15 protein-coding genes and 2 pseudogenes are annotated in these 18,925 nt (G+C 70.8%); 6 read left to right on the top strand and 11 right to left on the bottom strand.

The window, feature by feature from the left end:
• Positions 1 to 110: 110 nt before the first annotated feature.
• The 6 genes from ACIBJC_RS36605 to ACIBJC_RS36580 all read right to left on the bottom strand — a co-directional run bounded on the left by ACIBJC_RS36605 (position 111) and on the right by ACIBJC_RS36580 (position 5,363).
• A complete protein-coding gene (locus ACIBJC_RS36605; RefSeq protein WP_399300422.1) occupies positions 111 to 971 on the bottom strand; it encodes a citryl-CoA lyase in 861 nt (286 codons plus the stop codon).
• Positions 968 to 2,173, bottom strand: a complete 1,206-nt coding sequence (locus ACIBJC_RS36600; protein ID WP_399300419.1) for a CaiB/BaiF CoA transferase family protein — start codon at positions 2,171 to 2,173, stop codon at positions 968 to 970. The genes ACIBJC_RS36605 and ACIBJC_RS36600 overlap by 4 nt, the downstream gene beginning before the upstream one ends.
• Positions 2,173 to 2,931 (bottom strand): IclR family transcriptional regulator, encoded by a 759-nt coding sequence (locus tag ACIBJC_RS36595; RefSeq protein ID WP_399300416.1) that lies wholly within the window; start codon positions 2,929 to 2,931, stop codon positions 2,173 to 2,175. The genes ACIBJC_RS36600 and ACIBJC_RS36595 overlap by 1 nt, the downstream gene beginning before the upstream one ends.
• Before the next feature lie 154 nt (positions 2,932 to 3,085).
• A complete protein-coding gene (locus tag ACIBJC_RS36590; protein WP_399300413.1) occupies positions 3,086 to 3,997 on the bottom strand; it encodes an NAD(P)-dependent oxidoreductase in 912 nt (303 codons plus the stop codon).
• A complete protein-coding gene (locus ACIBJC_RS36585; RefSeq protein ID WP_399300410.1) occupies positions 3,990 to 4,571 on the bottom strand; it encodes an RraA family protein in 582 nt (193 codons plus the stop codon). Before ACIBJC_RS36585 ends, ACIBJC_RS36590 begins: the two co-directional genes overlap by 8 nt.
• A gap of 18 nt (positions 4,572 to 4,589) precedes the next feature.
• Positions 4,590 to 5,363 carry an IclR family transcriptional regulator gene (locus tag ACIBJC_RS36580; RefSeq protein WP_399300406.1) on the bottom strand — a complete coding sequence of 258 codons (774 nt, stop codon included), beginning with the start codon at positions 5,361 to 5,363 and terminating at the stop codon, positions 4,590 to 4,592.
• Positions 5,364 to 5,522: 159 nt separating this feature from the next.
• On the opposite strand from ACIBJC_RS36580, the gene ACIBJC_RS36575 reads away from it, so the two are divergent.
• Genes ACIBJC_RS36575 through ACIBJC_RS36565 form a run of 3 tightly spaced genes read left to right on the top strand, consistent with a single transcriptional unit; the run spans position 5,523 to position 8,571 of the window.
• Positions 5,523 to 6,509 (top strand): Bug family tripartite tricarboxylate transporter substrate binding protein, encoded by a 987-nt coding sequence (locus ACIBJC_RS36575; RefSeq protein ID WP_399300403.1) that lies wholly within the window; start codon positions 5,523 to 5,525, stop codon positions 6,507 to 6,509.
• Complete coding sequence (locus ACIBJC_RS36570) at positions 6,506 to 7,075, top strand: tripartite tricarboxylate transporter TctB family protein (RefSeq protein ID WP_399300400.1); 570 nt, start codon at positions 6,506 to 6,508, stop codon at positions 7,073 to 7,075. Before ACIBJC_RS36575 ends, ACIBJC_RS36570 begins: the two co-directional genes overlap by 4 nt.
• Positions 7,075 to 8,571 (top strand): tripartite tricarboxylate transporter permease, encoded by a 1,497-nt coding sequence (locus ACIBJC_RS36565; RefSeq protein ID WP_399300398.1) that lies wholly within the window; start codon positions 7,075 to 7,077, stop codon positions 8,569 to 8,571. Before ACIBJC_RS36570 ends, ACIBJC_RS36565 begins: the two co-directional genes overlap by 1 nt.
• Before the next feature lie 58 nt (positions 8,572 to 8,629).
• On the opposite strand, the gene ACIBJC_RS36560 is transcribed toward ACIBJC_RS36565, so the two are convergent.
• Both ACIBJC_RS36560 and ACIBJC_RS36555 read right to left on the bottom strand, forming a co-directional pair.
• Complete coding sequence (locus tag ACIBJC_RS36560) at positions 8,630 to 9,439, bottom strand: S1 family peptidase (protein WP_399300396.1); 810 nt, start codon at positions 9,437 to 9,439, stop codon at positions 8,630 to 8,632.
• 170 nt (positions 9,440 to 9,609) lie between these two features.
• Positions 9,610 to 9,777: pseudogene (locus ACIBJC_RS36555) on the bottom strand (MMPL family transporter); the annotation flags it as partial.
• Positions 9,778 to 10,305: 528 nt separating this feature from the next.
• Here ACIBJC_RS36555 and ACIBJC_RS36550 point away from each other — a divergent pair.
• The 3 genes from ACIBJC_RS36550 (at position 10,306) to ACIBJC_RS36540 (ending at position 14,606) form a co-directional block, all read left to right on the top strand.
• Positions 10,306 to 11,814 (top strand): hypothetical protein, encoded by a 1,509-nt coding sequence (locus ACIBJC_RS36550; protein ID WP_399300393.1) that lies wholly within the window; start codon positions 10,306 to 10,308, stop codon positions 11,812 to 11,814.
• A gap of 406 nt (positions 11,815 to 12,220) precedes the next feature.
• Positions 12,221 to 13,672, top strand: coding sequence for a PQQ-dependent sugar dehydrogenase (locus ACIBJC_RS36545; protein WP_399300390.1), 1,452 nt, complete (start codon positions 12,221 to 12,223; stop codon positions 13,670 to 13,672).
• Between the two features lie 4 nt (positions 13,673 to 13,676).
• Complete coding sequence (locus ACIBJC_RS36540) at positions 13,677 to 14,606, top strand: LamG-like jellyroll fold domain-containing protein (RefSeq protein WP_399300387.1); 930 nt, start codon at positions 13,677 to 13,679, stop codon at positions 14,604 to 14,606.
• A gap of 45 nt (positions 14,607 to 14,651) precedes the next feature.
• Here ACIBJC_RS36540 and ACIBJC_RS36535 read toward each other — a convergent pair whose 3' ends face one another.
• The 3 genes and pseudogenes from ACIBJC_RS36535 to ACIBJC_RS36525 all read right to left on the bottom strand — a co-directional run bounded on the left by ACIBJC_RS36535 (position 14,652) and on the right by ACIBJC_RS36525 (position 18,709).
• The gene (locus tag ACIBJC_RS36535) at positions 14,652 to 14,831 is read right to left on the bottom strand and encodes a Beta-galactosidase C-terminal domain (protein ID WP_399300384.1); all 180 of its coding nucleotides are present in this window, start codon (positions 14,829 to 14,831) and stop codon (positions 14,652 to 14,654) included.
• A gap of 106 nt (positions 14,832 to 14,937) precedes the next feature.
• Positions 14,938 to 15,162, bottom strand: a pseudogene (locus ACIBJC_RS36530) (beta-galactosidase); the annotation flags it as partial.
• A gap of 349 nt (positions 15,163 to 15,511) precedes the next feature.
• Positions 15,512 to 18,709 carry an FG-GAP-like repeat-containing protein gene (locus ACIBJC_RS36525; protein ID WP_399300381.1) on the bottom strand — a complete coding sequence of 1,066 codons (3,198 nt, stop codon included), beginning with the start codon at positions 18,707 to 18,709 and terminating at the stop codon, positions 15,512 to 15,514.
• Positions 18,710 to 18,925 lie beyond the last annotated feature (216 nt).

The raw sequence follows: 18,925 nt of genomic DNA, 5'->3' as shown, positions 1-18,925 counted from the left end.
CCGCCCCCTCACACGTGACCGGTCACACCTGGACCGGTCGGCAGCCCGCATCATCACACAGGCCACCGACACCCCCGCGAATCCCCGAGCCCCACCCGTCCTGCCGGCCGTCAGGCGCCCCGGTCCGGGTGGCGTTGCGGCGGGCCGTGGTAGCCCGCGAGGAACTGGCGGGGCAGCGGTCCCTTGATGCGGGTCCCGTTCTCCGTCTCCTCCCAGGCGTGGGCGAGGATGCCCACACTGCGGGAGAGGACGAACAGGCCCCGGCCGAGCTGTGGCGGGAAGCCGAGTTCCGCGTAGATGATCGCGGTGGCGCCGTCGATGTTCATGGGTACGGGGCGGTCCCGGCCCGCGGCGAGCGCGGTTTCGAGCGCCAGCCCGGCGGACAGGGCAGGGCCGGGGACCTCACCGGCGTCGGCGGCCTCCCGTACCAGCGCGAGCAGGGGGTCCCGCCGGGGGTCCCGGGGGTGGAAGCGGTGGCCGAACCCGGGGAGGTAGGCGCGGCGACCGCGGTACTCGGCGACGATGTCGGCGGCCTGTTCGCCGTCCGTCACCCGTCGCAGCACCTCCATGCACTGCTGTCCCGCCCCGCCGTGGACGTCCCCGAGCAGACCCGTGCCGGTCGCGACGGCGCTGTTCAGCCCGACACCGCAGGTGGCCGCCATCCGGGCCGCGGCGATCGACGGGGCCTGCGGCCCGTGGTCGACGGCGGCGACCAGGGCGGCCTCCAGCAGGCGCCCCTGGACGGGGGTGGGAAGTTCGCCGCGGAGCATGAGCCAGATCTGTTCGGCGAAGGTGACCTGGCCGATCAGTTCCTCGACCGGGTAGCCGCGCAGCCTGATCTCGCCGGGTCTGATCTCGCTGACCGCCGTGGACCACCAGTCGGTGACGGTGCGTTCGGCGATCATCGGCTCGCCCCCGTCCGCCGTCTCCCGCGCCGGTCCGCCGCTCGCCGGTGCCGCTGTGCCGGTCACACCGCACCGCCTTCGCGCAGCGCGGCGATCTCCACCGGCGTGTAGCCGAGTTCCGCCAGTACGGTGTCGGTGTGTTCTCCCAGCAGCGGTGGGGGCGAGGGGGCGGCGGCCGGTGCGTCGTCCACCCGCACCGGGCTGCCGAGGACGTGCAGGGAGCGCTCGCGGCCGTCGGGGAAGGGCAGGTCGTGCACGAAGCCGCGGACGGCCAGATGGTCCAGGCCCAGGGCGTCCGGCACCGACAGCACCCGCGCCGCCGGGACCCCGGCGTCGGACAATATCTCCTCCCACCGGGCCGCCGTCCTGGCGGCCAGCCCCGTCTCGATCTCGTCGCGCAGGGCGTCGCGGTGTGTCTTGCGGTCGGCGGGGTGCGCGAAGCGCGGGTCGGTCGTCAGCTCCTCGCGTCCGATGAGCCGGCACAGGGTGGTGAACTGCTGCTGCCGGTTGGCGGCGATGTTGAGATGGCCGTCGGCGGTACGGAAGGTGCCCGAGGGGGCCGCGGTGAAGTTCTCGTTGCCCATGGGCTCGGGCACCCGCCCGCTGATCAGGTAGTTGGACGTGACCCACCCCATTGCGGTGAGCGCGGACTCCAGCATCGAGACGTCGACGAAGGCGCCCTCTCCGGTGCGGCCACGCCGGACGAGCGCCGCCGCGACCGCGTAGGCCGCCGCCATGCCGCCCAGGGTGTCCGCGACGGGGAACCCGGCCCGCAGCGGAGCGGTCCCCGGGGTGCCGGTCACGCTCATCATCCCGCTCAGGCCCTGGATGATCTGGTCGTACGCCGGACGGTCCCGCAGCGGTCCCGTCTGCCCGAAGCCGGAGATCGCGCAGTAGACGAGCCGGGGGTTCTCGGCGCTGAGGGTCTTCCAGCCGACGCCGAGCCGGTCCATCACACCGGGCCGGAAGTTCTCCAGCAGGACGTCCGCCTCGCGCACCGCGCGCAGCAGCGCCTCCCGCCCGTCCGGGGCCTTCAGATTGAGGGTGAGGGAGCGCTTGCCGGCGTTCTGCGCCAGGAAGGAGGCCCCCAGCAGTTCTTCGCCGAGGGCGCGGTCGGCGCCCAACTGGCGTGCGAGATCCCCGGATTCGGGCATCTCGACCTTGATGACATCGGCGCCGTGCATCGCGAGCTGATAGCCGGCGAAGGGGCCGGCGAGGACGTTGGTCAGATCGAGGACCCGGACGCCCTCCAGGAGGGGAGTCGTCATCAGGCGGTGCCTCCGATGCAGTCGAGCGCCGTGAGAGCGCGTGCGGTGTCCAGCAGGGCGGGGGTGAGACCGGCGACGGCCTCGTCGGTGAAGCGGGTGGTGGGGCCGCCCAGCGCGACCGCCGCGGTCAGCCGGCCCGACGCGGCGAAGACCGGGGCCGCGACACCGGAGACGCCCGGCTCCCGTTCCCCGTGGCTGACGGCCATGCCGTCCTCGGCGGCCTTCCTGGTGTGCTCCCAGAGCAGCGCGTCCCGGTCGTCGTCCGGTGCCAGGGAGGCCACCGCGGCGATGTCGGCGCGGTCCGCGCGGGAGAGGAGGACATGGCTCGCGGCCCCCGACCACAGCGGCATCTCCGCCCCGATACGGACGACATGGCGCAGGGTGAGGGTGCCTTCGTGGCGGGCGACGCAGACCCGGGTGTTCTGCTGGCGGACGTAGACCGAGGCCGTCTCGCCCCCGCTCGCCTCGCTGAGCGCGGCGAGGCGGCGAAGCGCCTCCTCCGGCAACCGCCAGGTGCGGCCCGCCAGTTCGGCCCATCTCAGCAGCCCGGTGCCGGGCACGAGCAGGCCGTCCCCCCGGCTCCAGAGCAGGCCGCACTGCTCCAGGGTGTGGACCAGCCGCACCACGGTGGTCTTCGGCAGTCCGGTGGCGTCGACCAGTTCGCGTACGGACCGGCTGGGGTGCTCGGCGTCGAAGAGGGCGAGCAGGTCCACCGCGCGCTGCACACTGCGGACGCCGCCGGTGTCGGATTCGGGCATGCCGTCTCCCTCGTGTCTCGGTGTCCCGGCACCCGGCGGGGCGATCGCCCCGCCGGGTGCGTGGGCCGCGCCATCACACCACGGAACCATCCAGCGGCACAAGCAAACCACCTGGTGGTACGCCGCCGGTGCGGGGCGCGCATCCGGCGTCGGGTCAGGTGAGGTGGGCGATGATGTGGTCGGCGGCCTCGGTCGCCATCCGGCGCAGCGCCTGCGCGGTCTGCGCGCCGGTGTGCGGGGTGATGACGACCGACGGCTCGGCGCGCAACGGGTGGTCGGACGGCAGCGGTTCGACGGCGGTGACATCGAGTCCCGCGCCCGCCAGATGGCCCCGGCGGACCGCCGTGAGCAGCGCGGACTCGTCGAGGATGCCCCCGCGCGAGGTGTTCACCACCACCGCGCCCTCCGGCAGCGCCAGAAGCTCCGGCAGACCGATGAGGTCACGGGTCGCCTCGACCAGCGGAACGTGCAGGCTGAGGTTCTCGGCCAGGGACAACAGCGTGGGCAGATCCGCGGGTTCGACGCCCGCGTCCGTCATGACGGACGCCGGCACCATCGGGTCGTACGCCAGGACCCGCATCCCGAACCCCCGGCCGGCGATCGCGGCGACCTCACGGGCGATACGGCCGAAGCCGACCAGCCCGAGCACCGCGCCGCCCAGTTCCCGGCCGTGGATCGCGGCGCGAGTGTCCCCCTCGTCGCGCACCGCGATGCCGATGCCCCGGCGCACCGCGAGCAGCAGCGCCACGGTGTGCTCGGCGACGGACCGGCTGTTGGCCGTCGGGGTCGTGGTGACGGTGATGCCCAGCTCGCGCGCGGTGTCGACGTCCACGGTGTCGAGACCGACCCCGTGCCGTGCCACGATCCGCAGCCGGGGCGCGCGGCGCATCATCGCGCCGTCGACGCGTTCGGTCCGCAGCAGAATGGCCGCGACCCGGTCGTGGACCTGGTCGAACGTGACGCCCTCGGCGCCGTATCCGGGACACACCTCGGCGTACGGGCGCAGCCGGGCCGGCGCGTCGTCGTGGACCGGCCGCGGGATCCAGACGAGCGGGCGCTCAGTCACGGGGCACCAGCTTCCGGTTGGCGGCCCGGCGTTCGGCCTCGCCCTCGATGAGCCGGTGCGTCCGCGCGACGACGTCCTCCACCTCCCCGGCCGGGACGACCGCCACCCCGTCGTCGTCACCGAGCACCCAGTCCCCGGGGCTGACCGGCACCCCGCCGACCGCGACGGGGACGGCCGTGCGGTACGGACCGGTCTTCCACGGCCCCGCCGGTGTGACGGCGCGGGCGAACACCGGGACACCGAGCCGCGCCAGCTCGACCACGTCCCGGGCGGCGCCGTCGAGCACGATCCCGCCTATCGCCAGCGCCTTCGCCTTCTGCACCACCAGCTCACCGATGAGCGCGCGGGTCGCGTCCCCGCCGCCGTTGACGACAAGGACCTCCCCGCGCCTGATCGTCTCGAACGCGGCGTGCAGACCTTGGTTGTCGCCCGGCCGCGTCCACACGGTGAACGCGGGTCCGGACAGGATTGCGCCCGGCCACAGGGGGCGGATGCCGTCGGCGACGCCGAACCGGTCCATCGCGTCGGACACGGTGGCGACGGGAAGCGCCCCGGGGGGCGGATAGTTGTGCACGGTTCTCCTTCGACGAGGTCAGTACAGTGCGGGCGGCAGACCGGTGCGGGCGATGTCCTCGGCGCAGCGGCGTACCGCGTGGACGAAGCCGGGGATCTTCTCCTCGGTGAACCGGACGGTGGGACCACCGACGGCGAGGACCGGCGGACGGGCCGGGGCGTCACCGCCGGGGAACGGGACGGGGACCGCCAGACCGCTGTTGCCCGGCTCGCGCTCGCCGTGGGTGACGCACCAGCCCCGCTCGGCCGCGGCCCGCGTCCCGGCCCGCAGTGCCTCGGCGTCACCGCCGCACTCCTCGGCGATGCGGATGACGAGCGATTCCCGCTCCCCGGGCGGTTCGAGGCTGAGCAGGACGTACGCGGCGGACCCCACGGACATCGTCAACGAGTCGCCCGGCTCCACCACATGGCGCAGGGTGCTGGGGCTGGGGGCCTGGCCGACCACCACGCGCCGGGTGCCCTGCCGTACGTACAGGCTCACCGTCTCCCCGGTCTCGGCGGCGAGGGCCCGCATCCGCGCCAGTGAGGCGGGCGGCACCGTCCAGGCCGTGTCGGCGAAGGCGGCGAAGGCGATCAGGCTGGTGCCGACCCGGACCCGCCCGTCCGCCCCGTACTCCACCAACTCCTCCCCGGCCAGCGTCTCCACCAGCCGCAGGACGGTGGTTCTCGGCAGTCCTGTCTCGCGGACGAGGTCGGTCAGTGTGAGTGACATACGTTCCGGTGTGAACGCGCGCAGCACCTGCCACGCCCGGCTCACGGCCCGGATGCCGCCACCGTCGGTCGTCGGGGACATCGGTTTCCCTTTCTTCGTCTTCGCCGTGTCGACTCCATTGCTTCGTCCCGCTCATGATGTTTACCATCTGGCGGTCATTAATATCCACCAGATGGACACACTGGGGTAACGCCACCGGCCATCGGGGACAGCTCGGTACGAGATCACAAGGGAGTGGTCGTGCAGAGGAAACGTTTCATGCTCGGCGTCGCCGGTGCCCTGTGCACCGCGGTGCTCGCCGGGGTCGCCGCCGTGGACGCCAGCAACTCCACCTCGGGCGCCACTCCGAGGTCGAAGCTGACCGTCACGGCCCCGGCCGCACCCGGCGGCGGCTGGGACCTCGCCTCACGCGAGTTCCAGCAGGCCCTGCGGGCCGGCTCGATCGTCAACAACGTCCAGGTCGTCAACGTGCCCGGCGCCGGCGGCACCATCGGCCTCGGACAGTTCGTGGAACTGGGCAAGGACCCGACGCGGCTGATGATGACCGGCACGGTGATGGAGGGCGCCATCACCGTCAACAAGTCGCGGGTGGACCTGGAGAACACCACCCCGATCGCCCGGCTCGCCGAGGACTACCAGGTCTTCATCGTCCCCGCGGACTCCCCGTACCGGACGCTGAAGGACTTCATGGCGGCGTGGAAGAAGAACCCGCACAGCCACGCCGTCGGCGGCGGCGGGCTCGGCGGTACCGACCACCTGCTCGCCGGACTCGCCGCGCGGGAGGCCGGCATCGACCCGAAGGACGTCAACTACATCTCGTTCGCGGGCGGCGGCGAGGTGCTGACAGCGCTGCTGTCGGACACCGTCGAGATCGGCGTCAGCAGCTACAACGACTTCCGCGACCAGATCGAGGCGGGCAACCTGCGGGCGCTGGCGGTCTCGGCCGACACCTCCGTGCCGGGCATCGACACCCCCACCTTCATCGAACAGGGCGTCGACGTGTCGCTGCCCAACTGGCGCGGCCTGGTGGCCCCGCCCGGCATCAGCGACGCACAGCGCCGGGAACTGACCGACATCGTCACCGAGGCGACCCGTACCCCCGAGTGGGAGGACGCGCTCTCCCGCAACAAGTGGGTGGAGAGCCTGCTGACCGGTGACGAGTTCGCCGACTTCATCCGCCAGGACCAGGCCAGGGTGAACACGATCATCAAGGAGCTGGGTCTGTGACCACCCACCCCGGGCCCGCGGACACCGGTCCCGCCGCCTTCCTGCGCCGCCGCACCGGCCTGATCATCCCGTTGCTGCTGCTCGTCACCGGCGTCGTGCTGGGCGCCGGAACCCTCACCATGGAGGTACCGGCCAACGTCGCCTCGCCGGGACCGCGGATGTTCCCCACCGTGGTCGCCGTCGCCTGCCTCGTCTTCGCCGTCCTCCTCGGCGCCGATGTCCTGCGCCGCCCCGAGCCCGAGCGGGTCGCCGCCCCGGCGGACCCGGGCGCCGCACAGGCCGCCGACGACACCGCTCCCACCGACGGAGCGGGCCGGACCCGCAGCAACCACCGGGCGCTGGCCGGACTGGTCGGTACGATCGCCGCCTTCATCGCCCTGCTCGTCCCCCTCGGCTGGCTGCTCTCCGGCGCGCTGCTCTTCTGGGGCGTCGCCCGCGCACTCGGCAGCCGCCGGCCGGTGTTCGACCTCTTCCTGTCGACCGCCATCTCGTCCACCGTCCAACTGGCCTTCTCCGCGGGGCTGGGCCTCAATCTGCCCCCGGGCATCCTGGCAGGAGTGCTCTGATGGAATCACTGAGCAACCTCGGTGACGGGTTCCTCACGATCCTGACACCCATGAACATGCTGTGGGTACTCGTCGGCGCCCTGCTGGGCACGGCCGTCGGTGTACTGCCCGGCCTCGGGTCCGCGATGGCGGTGGCGCTGCTGCTGCCCGTGACCTTCTCGCTCGACCCCATCGGCGCGTTCATCATGTTCGCCGGTGTGCTCTTCGGCGGCCTGTTCGGCGACTCGACCGCCGGAATCCTGATGAACACCCCCGGCAACAGCACCGCCATCGCCGGATCCATCGAGGGCCACCGGATGGCGAAGTCCGGGCGCGCGGCCCAGGCCCTCGCGACCGCCGCCATCGGCGCGTTCATCGGCGGCATCCTCTCCTCCGTACTCGTCGTGTTCTTCGCGCCCTCGCTGGCCGAACTCGCCACGCTCTTCGGCCCCGCCGAATACCTCGCGCTCGCCGTGTTCGCGTTCGTCGCCATCTCGGCCGTGGTCAGCGACTCGATCCTGCGCGGGCTGGCCGCCCTGGTCATCGGCCTCGCGATCGCCCTGGTCGGAGTCGACGGCATGTCCGGCGCCGCCCGCTTCACCGGAGGACTCCCCGAACTGTTCGACGGCATCAACATCGTGGTCATCACCGTGGGCCTGCTCGCCCTCGGCGAGGTCATCTCCGTCGCCGCGCGGCGCGGGACCCAGGAGGACCTGCGCGTCATGCCCTCCACCGGCCGGCTGTGGCTCTCCCGCGGGGAGCTGCGCCAGGCGATGCCCGCCTGGCTGCGCGGCACCGCGATAGGCGTACCGTTCGGCATCATCCCCGTGGGCGGCTCCGAGGTGCCCACCTTCCTGTCGTACGGCACCGAACGCCGGCTCGGATCGCGCCGCGGCGACTCGATGTTCGGCAAGGGCGCCATCCAGGGCGTCGCCGGACCTGAGGCGGCGGGCAACGCCACCGCGGGCACCGCGATGGGCGCCCTGCTCGCCCTGGGACTGCCCACCTCCGCGACGGCCGCCGTCCTGCTGGCCGCGTTCCGTCAGTACGGCCTCCAGCCAGGACCGCTGCTCTTCGAACGGGCCAGCGAACTCGTCTGGGCCCTGCTGGCCAGCTTCTTCATCGCCATGACCGTCCTGCTCGTACTCAACCTGCCCTTCGCACCCCTGTGGGCCAAACTCCTCAAAGTCCCCCGCCACTACCTCTACAGCGGCATCACCGTATTCGCCATGCTCGGCGTCTACGCGACCAGCAGCAAGCTCCTCGACCTCGTCCTGGTCCTGGCGATCGGGCTGCTCGGCTTCGCGATGCGCCGTTACGGACTGCCCGTCGCCCCGGTCCTCATCGCCGTCATCCTCGGCCCCCTCGCCGAGACCGAGTTCCGCCGCGCCATGGCGGTCAGCGAGGGCGACCCCACGGCGCTGGTCTCCAGCCCGATCACCATCACCCTCTATCTCGTCCTCGCCCTCGGCATCGTCGGCCTGCTCGCTCAGCGCGCCCGCGGGGCCCGGCGATGACGTTCTCCATGACCGGGGTGGAGGCCGGACGCCGGCGGGCATCACCACATGAGAGAGATCAGAAGTCCCGCATCACACCCTTGATCCAGTCCAGGCTGTTGGGTACGGAGGAGTAGACCGTACGGCCGCCCGAGCAGTCCGCCGGGTCGCCCTGCGGAGGCCGGGAGACGACACCGATCTGGTAGCGCGCTCCGTCGACCAGCTTGAACAGCGGGCCACCGGAGTCCCCGTAGCACGGCTTGCCGTCGATCGCGGTGGTCAGGATTCCGGGGAAGGAATTGTCCACGACGCGCTCGGTACCCCGGCGCAGCCGGTTGTCGTTCGAGCCGCTGGACGAGGTGATTCCGTAACCGAAGACGTAGGTCGTGGCACCGATCGCGGAGTGCTTCGTCGCCATGGACACCGGCTCGGCGTTCGCGGACCGGCTGAGCTTGATCAGTGCGAGGTCCTGCAGGTCGCGTGACTTGGTCAGCGATACGGCCACGACCCCGCCGCCGGTGTCCGAGTGCACGCTCTTCACCCGCACCTTGAGCCGGCTGTAGGAGATCTTCGGGCCGTCGCCGCCGTCCTCCCTGACGCAGTGCTTGGCGGTGAGGATCCAGTAGTTGTCGACGATCGACCCGCTGCAGTTCGGCCTGCCGTCGAGCGAGATCGCGGCGATCCCACGGGACTCGGGCTTGGTGCCACCGATGATCTGCGCTTCGAGGTCTCCGTCGTCACCGTCCTGGCTGTCGGCGCTGTCGGCGGTGGGTGAGGTCAGCTCTCCCGGGGATTCCTTGGCCTGGGCCGACACCGGTGTCAGTACGCCGACGACCGGCAGCAGCAGTGCCGCGAGCACGGCGGCCGGACGGATTCTGTTCCTCCGCATGTTCCCCCCTGAAACATGGTGCGCGGGGGCCTCTTGATGCCCCCGCGCGTGACGTGGCGATGAAACTACCGGATGCCACTGAATGTGTGTTCGGTATTTACCGGGAGTTCTGTCGATGGCTGAAAAGCGCCACGTCGGGAGCCGAACCGCATCACGAACCGACCGCGGAATCAACGCAGTTCGGCCCTTCCGCGGCTGAGGGTGCCGGGCCACCACGCCTTCGGGCCGATGTCGCGTACCGGCGCCGGTGCCAGCAGCGGGCGGACAACCAGCGTGTCCAGCAGAACACCGAAGGCGACGATGAACGCGACCTGCACGAGAAAGGCGACCTGCACGAGAAACGCGATCTGCACGAGAAAGTCGAGCGATGACGCCCAGAATGTGCGCTCTGCCACTTTCCCGTGGAAATTGGCCACCCTAACGGAGTAATGCTCGACAGATCACGGGATAGTACATTAGGAATGGCAACGAAGAAGACAAGTGACTGGGCTTCAGGTATTCCTCTGTCCGAGCGCCCGACACGGTTCTCCCAGTACCGGTAGCGGAATCGCGAAGAGGGGCCGACATGGCCGCGTCTGTTTCCCACCCCAAGGAAATGACCTGCTGCGGGAACACGTAGCTGGATGACGATCGACGTCATGTCGGCCACGGCCCGGCGAGCGGTCCGCCGGACGGTCTTCTTCCGCTCCGCGGTTGCGCGGCCGACCTCAGGTCCTCCGGTATCCCTCAACGCGCCTGCCCGCTCGACTTTCAACCGTTTCGGCCGACGAGTCGGCGCACCACCCCCTCGTGCCCCAACCGCGCCAAAGCGGCACGGGGCGCACACCGCCATTGCCACCACGCCACCTCACCAAAGGAGTTGACCCATGAGTGGATGCGGCTGCGGGCAGTCCCCCCTCGCCATCGGCGGCTGTCAGCCCTCCAAGCCGGCCTGTCCCCCCGTTGCTTGTCCCGGCTCCAAGCCGTGCGAGCACTGCGAGACGACCCCACTGCGCGACTCCGCGCCGTACCGGGTCGCAGCGACCGCGAGCGGCACCGACCCGACGCCGTACTACACCATCGCCAACACCCATGCAGCGCTGGACCCTGTCGTCGCCCAGACCATCCTGAACAGCGGCACGGGCACGTTCCCGGCCGACGACGGGACGCACAACGGCCGGCACACCTGGCTCGCCGGCGTCGTGCACATCGACCCCACTTCACTGCGCGGCAAACCCACCAGCGTCATGATCAGCGCCTCGGTCCATGTCCACAACGACGGCAGGAACACGGCCTGCCAGCTCTACGGCCGCTTCGCCCTGTGGAACGGCACGACCCCGATTCGCGCCGATCTCCTGGGCCCACCCGATCTGCCGGCGGGGGGTGACGACAACGGCGTCATCCCACCGACCACCGTGTCCCTCGCGGACGTCCTCGCGGGAAAGATCGTCGTCGAGCTCAACCTGGAAACAGGCAACGACGACACCTGCCGGGTCGGCCCCAAGCAGTGGACCGTCGACAGCTTCGTCCTCACCGTCCAGGCGTCCGCCCCGGGTTGCGGCAGGCCGTTCCTCCGTACGACCTGCCGTAACTGCGACGGCGCGGTCACCTGCACGACCGACACCCTCGACGGCTCGACTCCCTACGCCGCGGTCCCGCCGGTCATCCCGGTCGCCTCCTGCCAGGACGGATGCGCCACCGCCCGCCCTCCGTGCCTCTCCACCGACCGGGGCAACGCCCTCACTCGGGGCAGCGACGGGTGTCTGTACGCGCCCGACACGCCTGCTCTGGACCCGTCCCCGTGCAATGCCGCACGGAACACGACCGGTGGGCTGCTCGTGCCGCGGATCGACCTGACGGGTATCGCTCCTGGCGGCAACAGCGGCATCGAACGGTCGGTGGACATCGACGTCACCGGGACGCCCGGCTGCCCCGAAAGGTGGAAGATCGGCGCCCGCCTCACGCCGGTGAGCGCGTTCCTCAACACCGAGAGGCAGCACGCCAACCTCCTGGCCCAGGCCGGTACCGACGTGCCGATCCCCGAGTCCGACATCGTGCTCCCGGAACCCGGGGTGTACCACATCGACAGCGATGTACGGTACGCGCTCGGTTCCGCCACCGGCGGCAGCGGCTACATCATCGGCTGGCTCAGGGACGAGACCACGGACACCCTCCTGACGAGCTTCACCCAGATCGCGGCGATCAACGCGGCGAGGCAGGAGCAGCAAGGCGGAACCACACACATCATGACCGAGTACACGGTCGCCTCCGGCCCCCGGACGGTCCGCCTGCACCTGATGTTCGTCCTCACCGGCGGCAAGATCTCCAACGCCGAGGCCGGCGGCACCGACAGCAATGGCGCGACCCGGATGCGCTTCCTCAAGGTCAGGGATTAGGACATCGCTTCGTTGGTGGGCCGCAACTCGTCGCCGAGGCCGGGACGGGTGGCGACGCGGGGGCTCGCTCACGCTTTCGCGTTGCGCGCGTCCTCCAGCCCGCCGTTCATCCGGCGCAACTGGGTGGCGTACGCCCGGAGATCCGCCGGTGGCGGACGGTCCTGGTCCGTGTCGCCGGTCTTCCGTGTCTCCGGTCTCCCGGTCCGCTGTGCCGGCCCCGCGTTCACCTCAGCCGGTGGTGAAGCGTGTCGAGGAAGGAGCCGATGGCTGGAATTGGCGTGTACATCACATTCGTGATGTCGCGCCTCTTGTCGCGCCCCTGCCTCGCTTTGTAGCTTGGCGCAGGCGCTGCTGGAAGCGCTTTCTACGCATTCTCTCCGCACGGCGAACCGATGAGGTGAGCGGAATGCCCAGGTCAGGCCGGAGCCGGTTGGTGATCTCCGCGGGTGTGCTGCTGATGGCGCTTCTCGCGCCACCGGCCCTCGCACAGGACGGCGCCCCGATCGACGACCCCTTGCCGGACCCCGTGGTCTCCCAACACGGTCTGGTGCTCAAGGAGTTCGCGGCCCTCCCGAAGTCGGAGCCGGTACCGCCTCCCACGGATGCCCGGCTGCAGCGCTGGGCCCGCATCAACTACCTCGGTGAAGTCCCCGACCGCTCCGGGCGGTTGTACGTCCCTGATCTCAACGGCAAGCTCTATCTGCTGGACCGCGCGGGCGCCCCGCGCGAATACCTCGACGTAGGGGCGGCCGTGGGCCCCCACTTCTGGTCGCACCGGGGACTGGGCAGCGGGTTCGGCTTCGTGGCCTTCCATCCGGGCTTCGCGCGCAACGGCGTCTTCTACACCGTCCACACCGAGGCACGCGACGCGCTGACCACCAAGCCGGTCGATCTGCCGGCGCCCGCCACCACGCGCGTCCACTCCGTGATCACCGAGTGGACCGCCGACGATCCCGCGTCCGGCACGTTCAGCGGGACCCGGCGCGAGGTGATGCGTCTGGGATTCCAGGACGTCTTCCACAACATCCAGGAGATCGGCTTCGACCCGAACGCCCGCCCCGGGCAACAGGAGTTCGGCCTCCTCCATGTCGCCGTGGGTGACGGCGGGGCGGGTGCGGGCGGCACCGTTCCCCAGGACCTGACCGCGCCGCAGGGCAAGATGCTCAGGATCGATCCCCGCGGCCACGACGGGCCGGGCGGGAAGTACGGGATACCGGCCTCGAACCCCTTCGCCGGGCAGCCCGGCCGGCTCGGCGAGATCTACGCGTACGGGCTGCGCGACCCCCACCGGTTCAGTTGGGACACCGGCGGACGCCACCAGATGTTCGTCGGGCACATCGGCGAGCACCGGATCGAGTCCGTCTACGAGGTCAGGGCGGGCGACAACTTCGGCTGGAGCGAGCGCGAGGGCCCCTTCGCCTACCGCAAGGCCGACAACCCCACCTGCGGGGTCTTCCCGCTCCCGGCCGACGACGCCGAGAACGGCTACACGTACCCGGTGGCGGCCTTCGACCACAACCCGCCGGCGGACCGCCCCTGCGCCGACAGCGGGAACGCGCTCATCGGTGGATTCGTCTACCGCGGACGGCTGATTCCCGAGCTGCACGGCAAGTACGTGTACTCCGAGGGCGTGAGCGGGCGCGTCTTCTACTCCGAGGTGCGCGAGATGCGCCGCGGCGGACCGCTCGCACGCGTCCACCAGCTCCAGGTCTTCGACGCCCGGGGCGCGGTGACCTCGATGCGGTCGCTGGCGGGCGACGAGCGGGTCGACCTCCGCTTCGGTACGGACCGTGCGGGTGAGCTGTACGTCCTCTCGAAGGCCAACGGCAAGATCTGGAAGGTGTCCGGTGCGCGGTAACGGCGTGCTGAGAGCCACGGGCGCGCTGGTGCTGGCCGCCGGGCTGCTGGGCGCCACGCTCGCCCCCGCCGAGCGGGCGACCGCCGCCTCCGCTCCCGTACCGGCGAGCCTGCGGCCGAACCTCGTCGCGTACTACGACTTCGCCCATCCGGTACGCGGAAATACGGCCCGGGAGCGCGACCGCGGCCGGTCCGGAACCGACCTCCGGCTTGTCAACGGCGGTACCCGGATGCGGGTATGGGACCGCGCCCGCGGCCCCGTCCTGCGGACCGGGCAGATCGCGCCCACCACCGCGGGCAACGACGACTGGAAGGCCGGGGTCTACGCCCAGGACGGCGTGCCCTCCCTGCACGCGTTCAACGGCGTACGCGAGACCACCGTCATGGGCTGGTTCAAGATGACCGGCGAGAACCCGGGCCTCAACTCGAACTCCGCCGACCCCGGCGACCGTTACGGCGCGATCGGACTGGCCGGCGTCCTCTCCGGTACCTCCCAGGGCCACGATGTACGCGCCCTCCTCGAACTCATCACGGTGGGCGGCGAGATGAAGGTGGTCGCGCTCGGCCGCCGTCTCGACGACGGGAGTTCGCAGACCTTCGCCGCCGACGCCGACTGGACGACGCTGCTGCCCCGCGGGAGCTGGGTGTTCCTCGCGGCCACCTTCGACTACGACGACGGCACCATGGCGCTCTACCGCAACGGCCGCCCGGTGCCCGGCTTCTACACCCTCACCGGCGACCCCTGGTCCGTCGAGGGCGAACCGGAGCCCGACACCGCGTCACCGACCGACCCCCGGGGCATCAAGATCGGCGGCAGCTATCCGCAGAACACCAGGGAGGGCAACTCCTGCGACTGCCGGATGGACGACCTGATGTTCCTCGACCGGGCCCTGACCCCGGAAGAGATCCTGGCCCAGTACCGGCGGAGCAGGTGAGGAGAGCGGGCCGGGCGGTCAGGTGTGGCCAGGAGGCCGGCGAGGTCACCGGGGGCTCTCGGCCACGACGGCGACCTCGCCCGCCGCAACGGTGACCACGCCCGATGAACGGGTGCCCGAGAGGATGTCGACCCCGGTCGCGGCCACCTGTGCGGGGTGCGCGGTGTGGTTCACGGCGAAGAGCCAGGTCATGCCGTCGTGGGTGGTGCGGCGGGTGACTTCCACGCCGCGGCCGGCCCCCTGGACCGGAGCGGCGCAGCCCGCCGGTCATGGCGGCGTGTTCCCGGCAGACGGGTGACGACGCGCAGCCCGCCTGACGGGAGCCGGGCGCGAGCGTACGCCCGTCGGCCGTCACCGGCAGCGACCCGGGGTATGAGTGGGAGAACCACAGCGGGGGCGCGGCGGTCGGTGTGGCCAGGTCGACGGCGATGCCCGACGTGTGCAGGAGGGCGATGACCTCGTCGAGGCCGGAGAAGTCGAAGGCGTCCGGCGTGGGTTCGATCCAGGACCAGGCGAAGACCCCGAGGGTGACCAGGTTGACGTCGGCCTCGCGCATCAGGCGGACATCGTCCTTCCAGGTCGCCCTGGACCACTGCTCGGGGTTGTAGTCGGCCCCGTAGGCGGGGCGTGGGACGCGGCCCCAGGCGAGGTGCGGGCGGTCGGATCGCGGCATGGCGGAGCTCCTGAGTCCTGAGCTGCGCGGTAGGGGGTCGAGGAAGGTACGGCGTGGAAGTACGAGGTACCAAGCCGGACCGGCGCCGCACTTCGGAACCGGCCCGGGACCGCTGGTTCGACCGTGACGACGCCGCCGTGAAGGGGGCGGACCAGGCAGGGGCGGGGCCCTGGCAGCGGCCTGCTGCCAGGGCCCCGCCCCTGCCTGCGCCGGTGTCGGCCGAGGGGTCGTGTCAGCCGAGGGCCTTCATCGATCTCCAGTCCTTGGCCAGCGCTACCTTGACCGGCGCGTTGGTGTTGGTCTTCGACGGGTGGTAGATCCGCATCTGACCGTCGACGCCCGAACGGGCCCAGATGTCGGGGACGCCGTCGTTGTTGACGTCGGGGATACCGAGAGCCGTCGAGATGTTCGCCTCGGTCCAGCTCGTTCCGTAGGAGACGTCCCCGTTGAGGGAGTTCCCGGCCAGCTTGAGCGATTCGAGGTCGACGCCGCCGGCCTTGCCGGGTTTGCCGTGGCGGACGTACATGTTGCCATTGTCCAGGTTGCGCCACAGCAGGTCGGGCACGCTGTCGCCGTTGATGTCGGCGACGTTGACGATGTCGCGGCGGGCCCACGCGTCGACGTTCATCAGCGTGGCCGTCCGGAACGTGGCACCGGTGTAGCCGGACAGGACCCAGAAGGCCGGGCCGGCCCGCAGGGCGAGATCGGGCAGGCCGTCGCCGTCGATGTCGCCGACCGCCTTGAGCTGGGTCCAGGTGGCGGGGGACGGGGCGTCGGCGGGGAGCAGGATTCTGATCCGTTTGCCGATGTCGAAGCTGCCGTAGCCGTCGCCGGGGTAGAGCCAGAAGGTGCCGTCCGGCGTGACGGCGAAGAGGTCGGTGATGCCGTCACCGGGGTACGCGTCCCCGTAGTGGGTGATCAGCGCGGCCTTGCCGGTGGTGGGGTTGTACCAGTGGTCGGCCGGGTGCAACTGCTTGTCCGAGGTGTACGAGGCGCCCAGGCAGCCGTTCAGCGAGCCGCCGGGGAGCCCGACGCAGTTGTACAGGTCGCCGTCGCCGTTGACCTGGAGGATGTCGGGGATGCCGTCGCCGCCCGTGTCACCGGGGCTGTCGCCCTTGTCGCCGGGCTGGACGTAGAAGGTGTGGTTGGTGACGGCGCTCTTGTTCCCGTTCGCGTCGTAGGCGTACACCTGGAGCGAGTTGGGGCCCGAGTGCGGGGGCTTCAGGGCGGGGATGGTGGCGGTGCCCTTGGTCGCCGTCACATCGGTCCAGCCCTGGCCGTCGATGCCGTACTGGAACTTCGCTGCGTCCGTGGAGGTGAGGGTGACGGACCCGGTGCCGGGGAACTTGACGGTCGCCCAGGTCAGGCCGTCGTCGGTGGCCTCGGGGAAGACATCGCTCTCGACGGTCGGCGGGGGCGGGGCGGAGCCGTCGACCGTGACGGTGCACCGGTTTCCGCTGGTGGGGTAGTACGCGGAGACCAGGCCGCCGGAGTCCTCCGCACGTACGTCCCAGTAGTACACGCCCTTGTCCACCAGGGTGCTCGACGGGATGGTCAGTGTGCCCTTACCGCTGGACAGACCGGTGACGAGCGTGCCGGCCGGGGTGCTGGCGCCCGACTTCCAGAACCGGAAGCGCAGCCCCTTGAGGTTGCCGTCGGGGTCGGTGGACTTCGCCGACAGGACCAGGTTGGTCCTGCCGATCGTCGCGCCGCCCGTGGTGGTCTTGCAGGTGCTGCCGGGGGTGGAGGTGACGCTGCTGGGCACGGCCGGCTTGCGGTTGTAGACGACGGTCAGCTCCGCCGAGGTCGCCCGGAACTTCCGCCAGGTCTGGGTGTCGCCCTCGCTGGTGGCCTGCATCCCGAAGGTGATGGTGGACCAGCCGCTGTCCGCGCCCTTCTGCGCGCCCGACTTCACGTCGAACGACTCGTAGTCGTCGGGGCAGCCGCCGGACGACCAGCCGTGCGCGAACGACTGCTTCAGGACCGTGCCCGCCCAGCCCGGCTTCTTGTTCCATGTCGTACCCGAGGAGATCGCACCGGTCAGCCCGAACTGGAACTCCCGTTTGGTGCAGGACCAGGAGTGGTTGTTGAGCACCTTGAACTTGGCCGAGGTGACCGTCGCGCCCTTCAGCGTGGTGCTGTACTTCATCCGCCAGTAGGAGCGGGCGGTGCCGCCGGTGTCGTTCTCGTGGCCCACTCGTGCGTCGGACGTGCCCGAACTGAAGTTGGTGCCGTTCCAGAAGCTGGTGTTCGGGTACGGCCTGTAGGCCACGGTCCAGGCCAGCCAGCCCGCGTTGAGCGTCGGGTCGACGAACAACGGGAATTGGGCCTCAGGATCGCTGAGCAGACCGGTCTCGCCGACCTTCACGTCGATCCGCGCCGTCCCCGTACCGTCTCCGGCCAGCTCCATCGGGGCCGGAGTCTGCCGGGACCCCGGCTCGATTCCGGTCAGCCCGGACAGCTTCAGTACGTCCTCCGGGGTGGCGACCGAGGTACGCGGCTCGTTCGTGCCCGCCTCCGTTTCCCCGTTCGTCCCCTCGGTCGTCCCCTCGTCCGTCGCTTCGTCCGTCTCCTCGGGCGCCTCGGGGTCCCGCCCGCTGGAATCCCAGGCGAACGGCGTCGGCACGGACCCGATCTCCTTGCCGTCGGGGTCCAGCACCAGGATCCGGCTTGCCGTCGTGTCGTACCGGAAGACAGCCGTCGACGACCGCAGTCCGTACGACATCTTCGCCAGCGCCGGGTTCCGGGCGGCCTCGCGGTCCTTGACGATGAGCAGTTGCGCGAACCCGCCTTCCTCCCGCGCGACCAGCAGCAGGTCGACGCCCGGCATCGCCTCGGAGTAGAGGGCGCGCGGTCCGTCGAGCACCGGCTCGGGCAGCTCGCCCTGCCAGGTGTACGAGATGACATGGTCATGGACGACCGTCTCCGCCAACACCGTTTCCCCGGGCGGGATTTGATCCTCCGTCAAGCGCGCTCTGGTGTACGACCGGTTCGCGCGCGTCTTCCCGGCGGTGGACGTTCCGTCGGCGAACCGCACCGGTACGGCCGGGTTGACCGGGCGGATTCCCAGTCCGTCGGTGGCGCCGGCGGTGCGGCGCAGGCGGTTGTCGATCGGCGCCCACCGCCCCTCGGCGGTCTTCGCGCGGCGGGGGAGTGCGGCCATCTGCGTGCGCAGTTGGCCGTCCGGCTGGACCCAGGTCATGTCGGTGGCGGTGGTGGCCGTGTCGACGACGACCGCCTTGCCGGTGCGCCGGGCCTCGGCCGCCGCCGCGGCCTCGTCGCGGGGAGCGGTCGCCGCCCTGCGGAGGTCATGTTCCTTGCGGGCTTGGGGTGGTGACGGTTCGTCGGCCTGCCACCAGGGCAGCAGGGCAGCGGTCAGGGCGGCCAGAACCAGGCCGAGACTGAGTGTCAGCCGGGTGCGTGTGCGCACGAAGGGGCTGAGAAAGCGGGGCGGCGCGGACACGGCGGTCTACTCCCGGGTGAACCAGGCGGATGAGGGCACGGGTGCGGAAACGATCACACGACTCACACAGCGTGTCCATACGTAAAGAATTTATGAATCTGTGACGGAGCCTTGGTGTGCTCTTGGTCGCCAATCGCAAATGTCGGATTTTAATGATCTTGGCCAGTGGATGTGTGGCGGTAG

Source organism: Streptomyces sp. NPDC050509, assembly GCF_044457965.1.
Lineage (GTDB): Bacteria > Actinomycetota > Actinomycetes > Streptomycetales > Streptomycetaceae > Streptomyces.
The sequence above is the reverse complement of the archived record's forward strand: the minus strand, read 5'-3'. Positions and strand labels throughout refer to the sequence as shown.

Excerpts from the sequence above, each read along its gene's own strand:
- ACIBJC_RS36600 (WP_399300419.1), bottom strand. The coding sequence starts at position 2,173 with ATGACGACTCCCCTCCTGGAGGGCGTCCGGGTCCTCGATCTGACCAAC.
- ACIBJC_RS36595 (WP_399300416.1), bottom strand. The coding sequence starts at position 2,931 with ATGCCCGAATCCGACACCGGCGGCGTCCGCAGTGTGCAGCGCGCGGTG.
- ACIBJC_RS36580 (WP_399300406.1), bottom strand. The coding sequence starts at position 5,363 with ATGTCCCCGACGACCGACGGTGGCGGCATCCGGGCCGTGAGCCGGGCG.
- ACIBJC_RS36565 (WP_399300398.1), top strand. The coding sequence starts at position 7,075 with ATGGAATCACTGAGCAACCTCGGTGACGGGTTCCTCACGATCCTGACA.
- ACIBJC_RS36560 (WP_399300396.1), bottom strand. The coding sequence starts at position 9,439 with ATGCGGAGGAACAGAATCCGTCCGGCCGCCGTGCTCGCGGCACTGCTG.
- ACIBJC_RS36550 (WP_399300393.1), top strand. The coding sequence starts at position 10,306 with ATGAGTGGATGCGGCTGCGGGCAGTCCCCCCTCGCCATCGGCGGCTGT.
- ACIBJC_RS36545 (WP_399300390.1), top strand. The coding sequence starts at position 12,221 with ATGCCCAGGTCAGGCCGGAGCCGGTTGGTGATCTCCGCGGGTGTGCTG.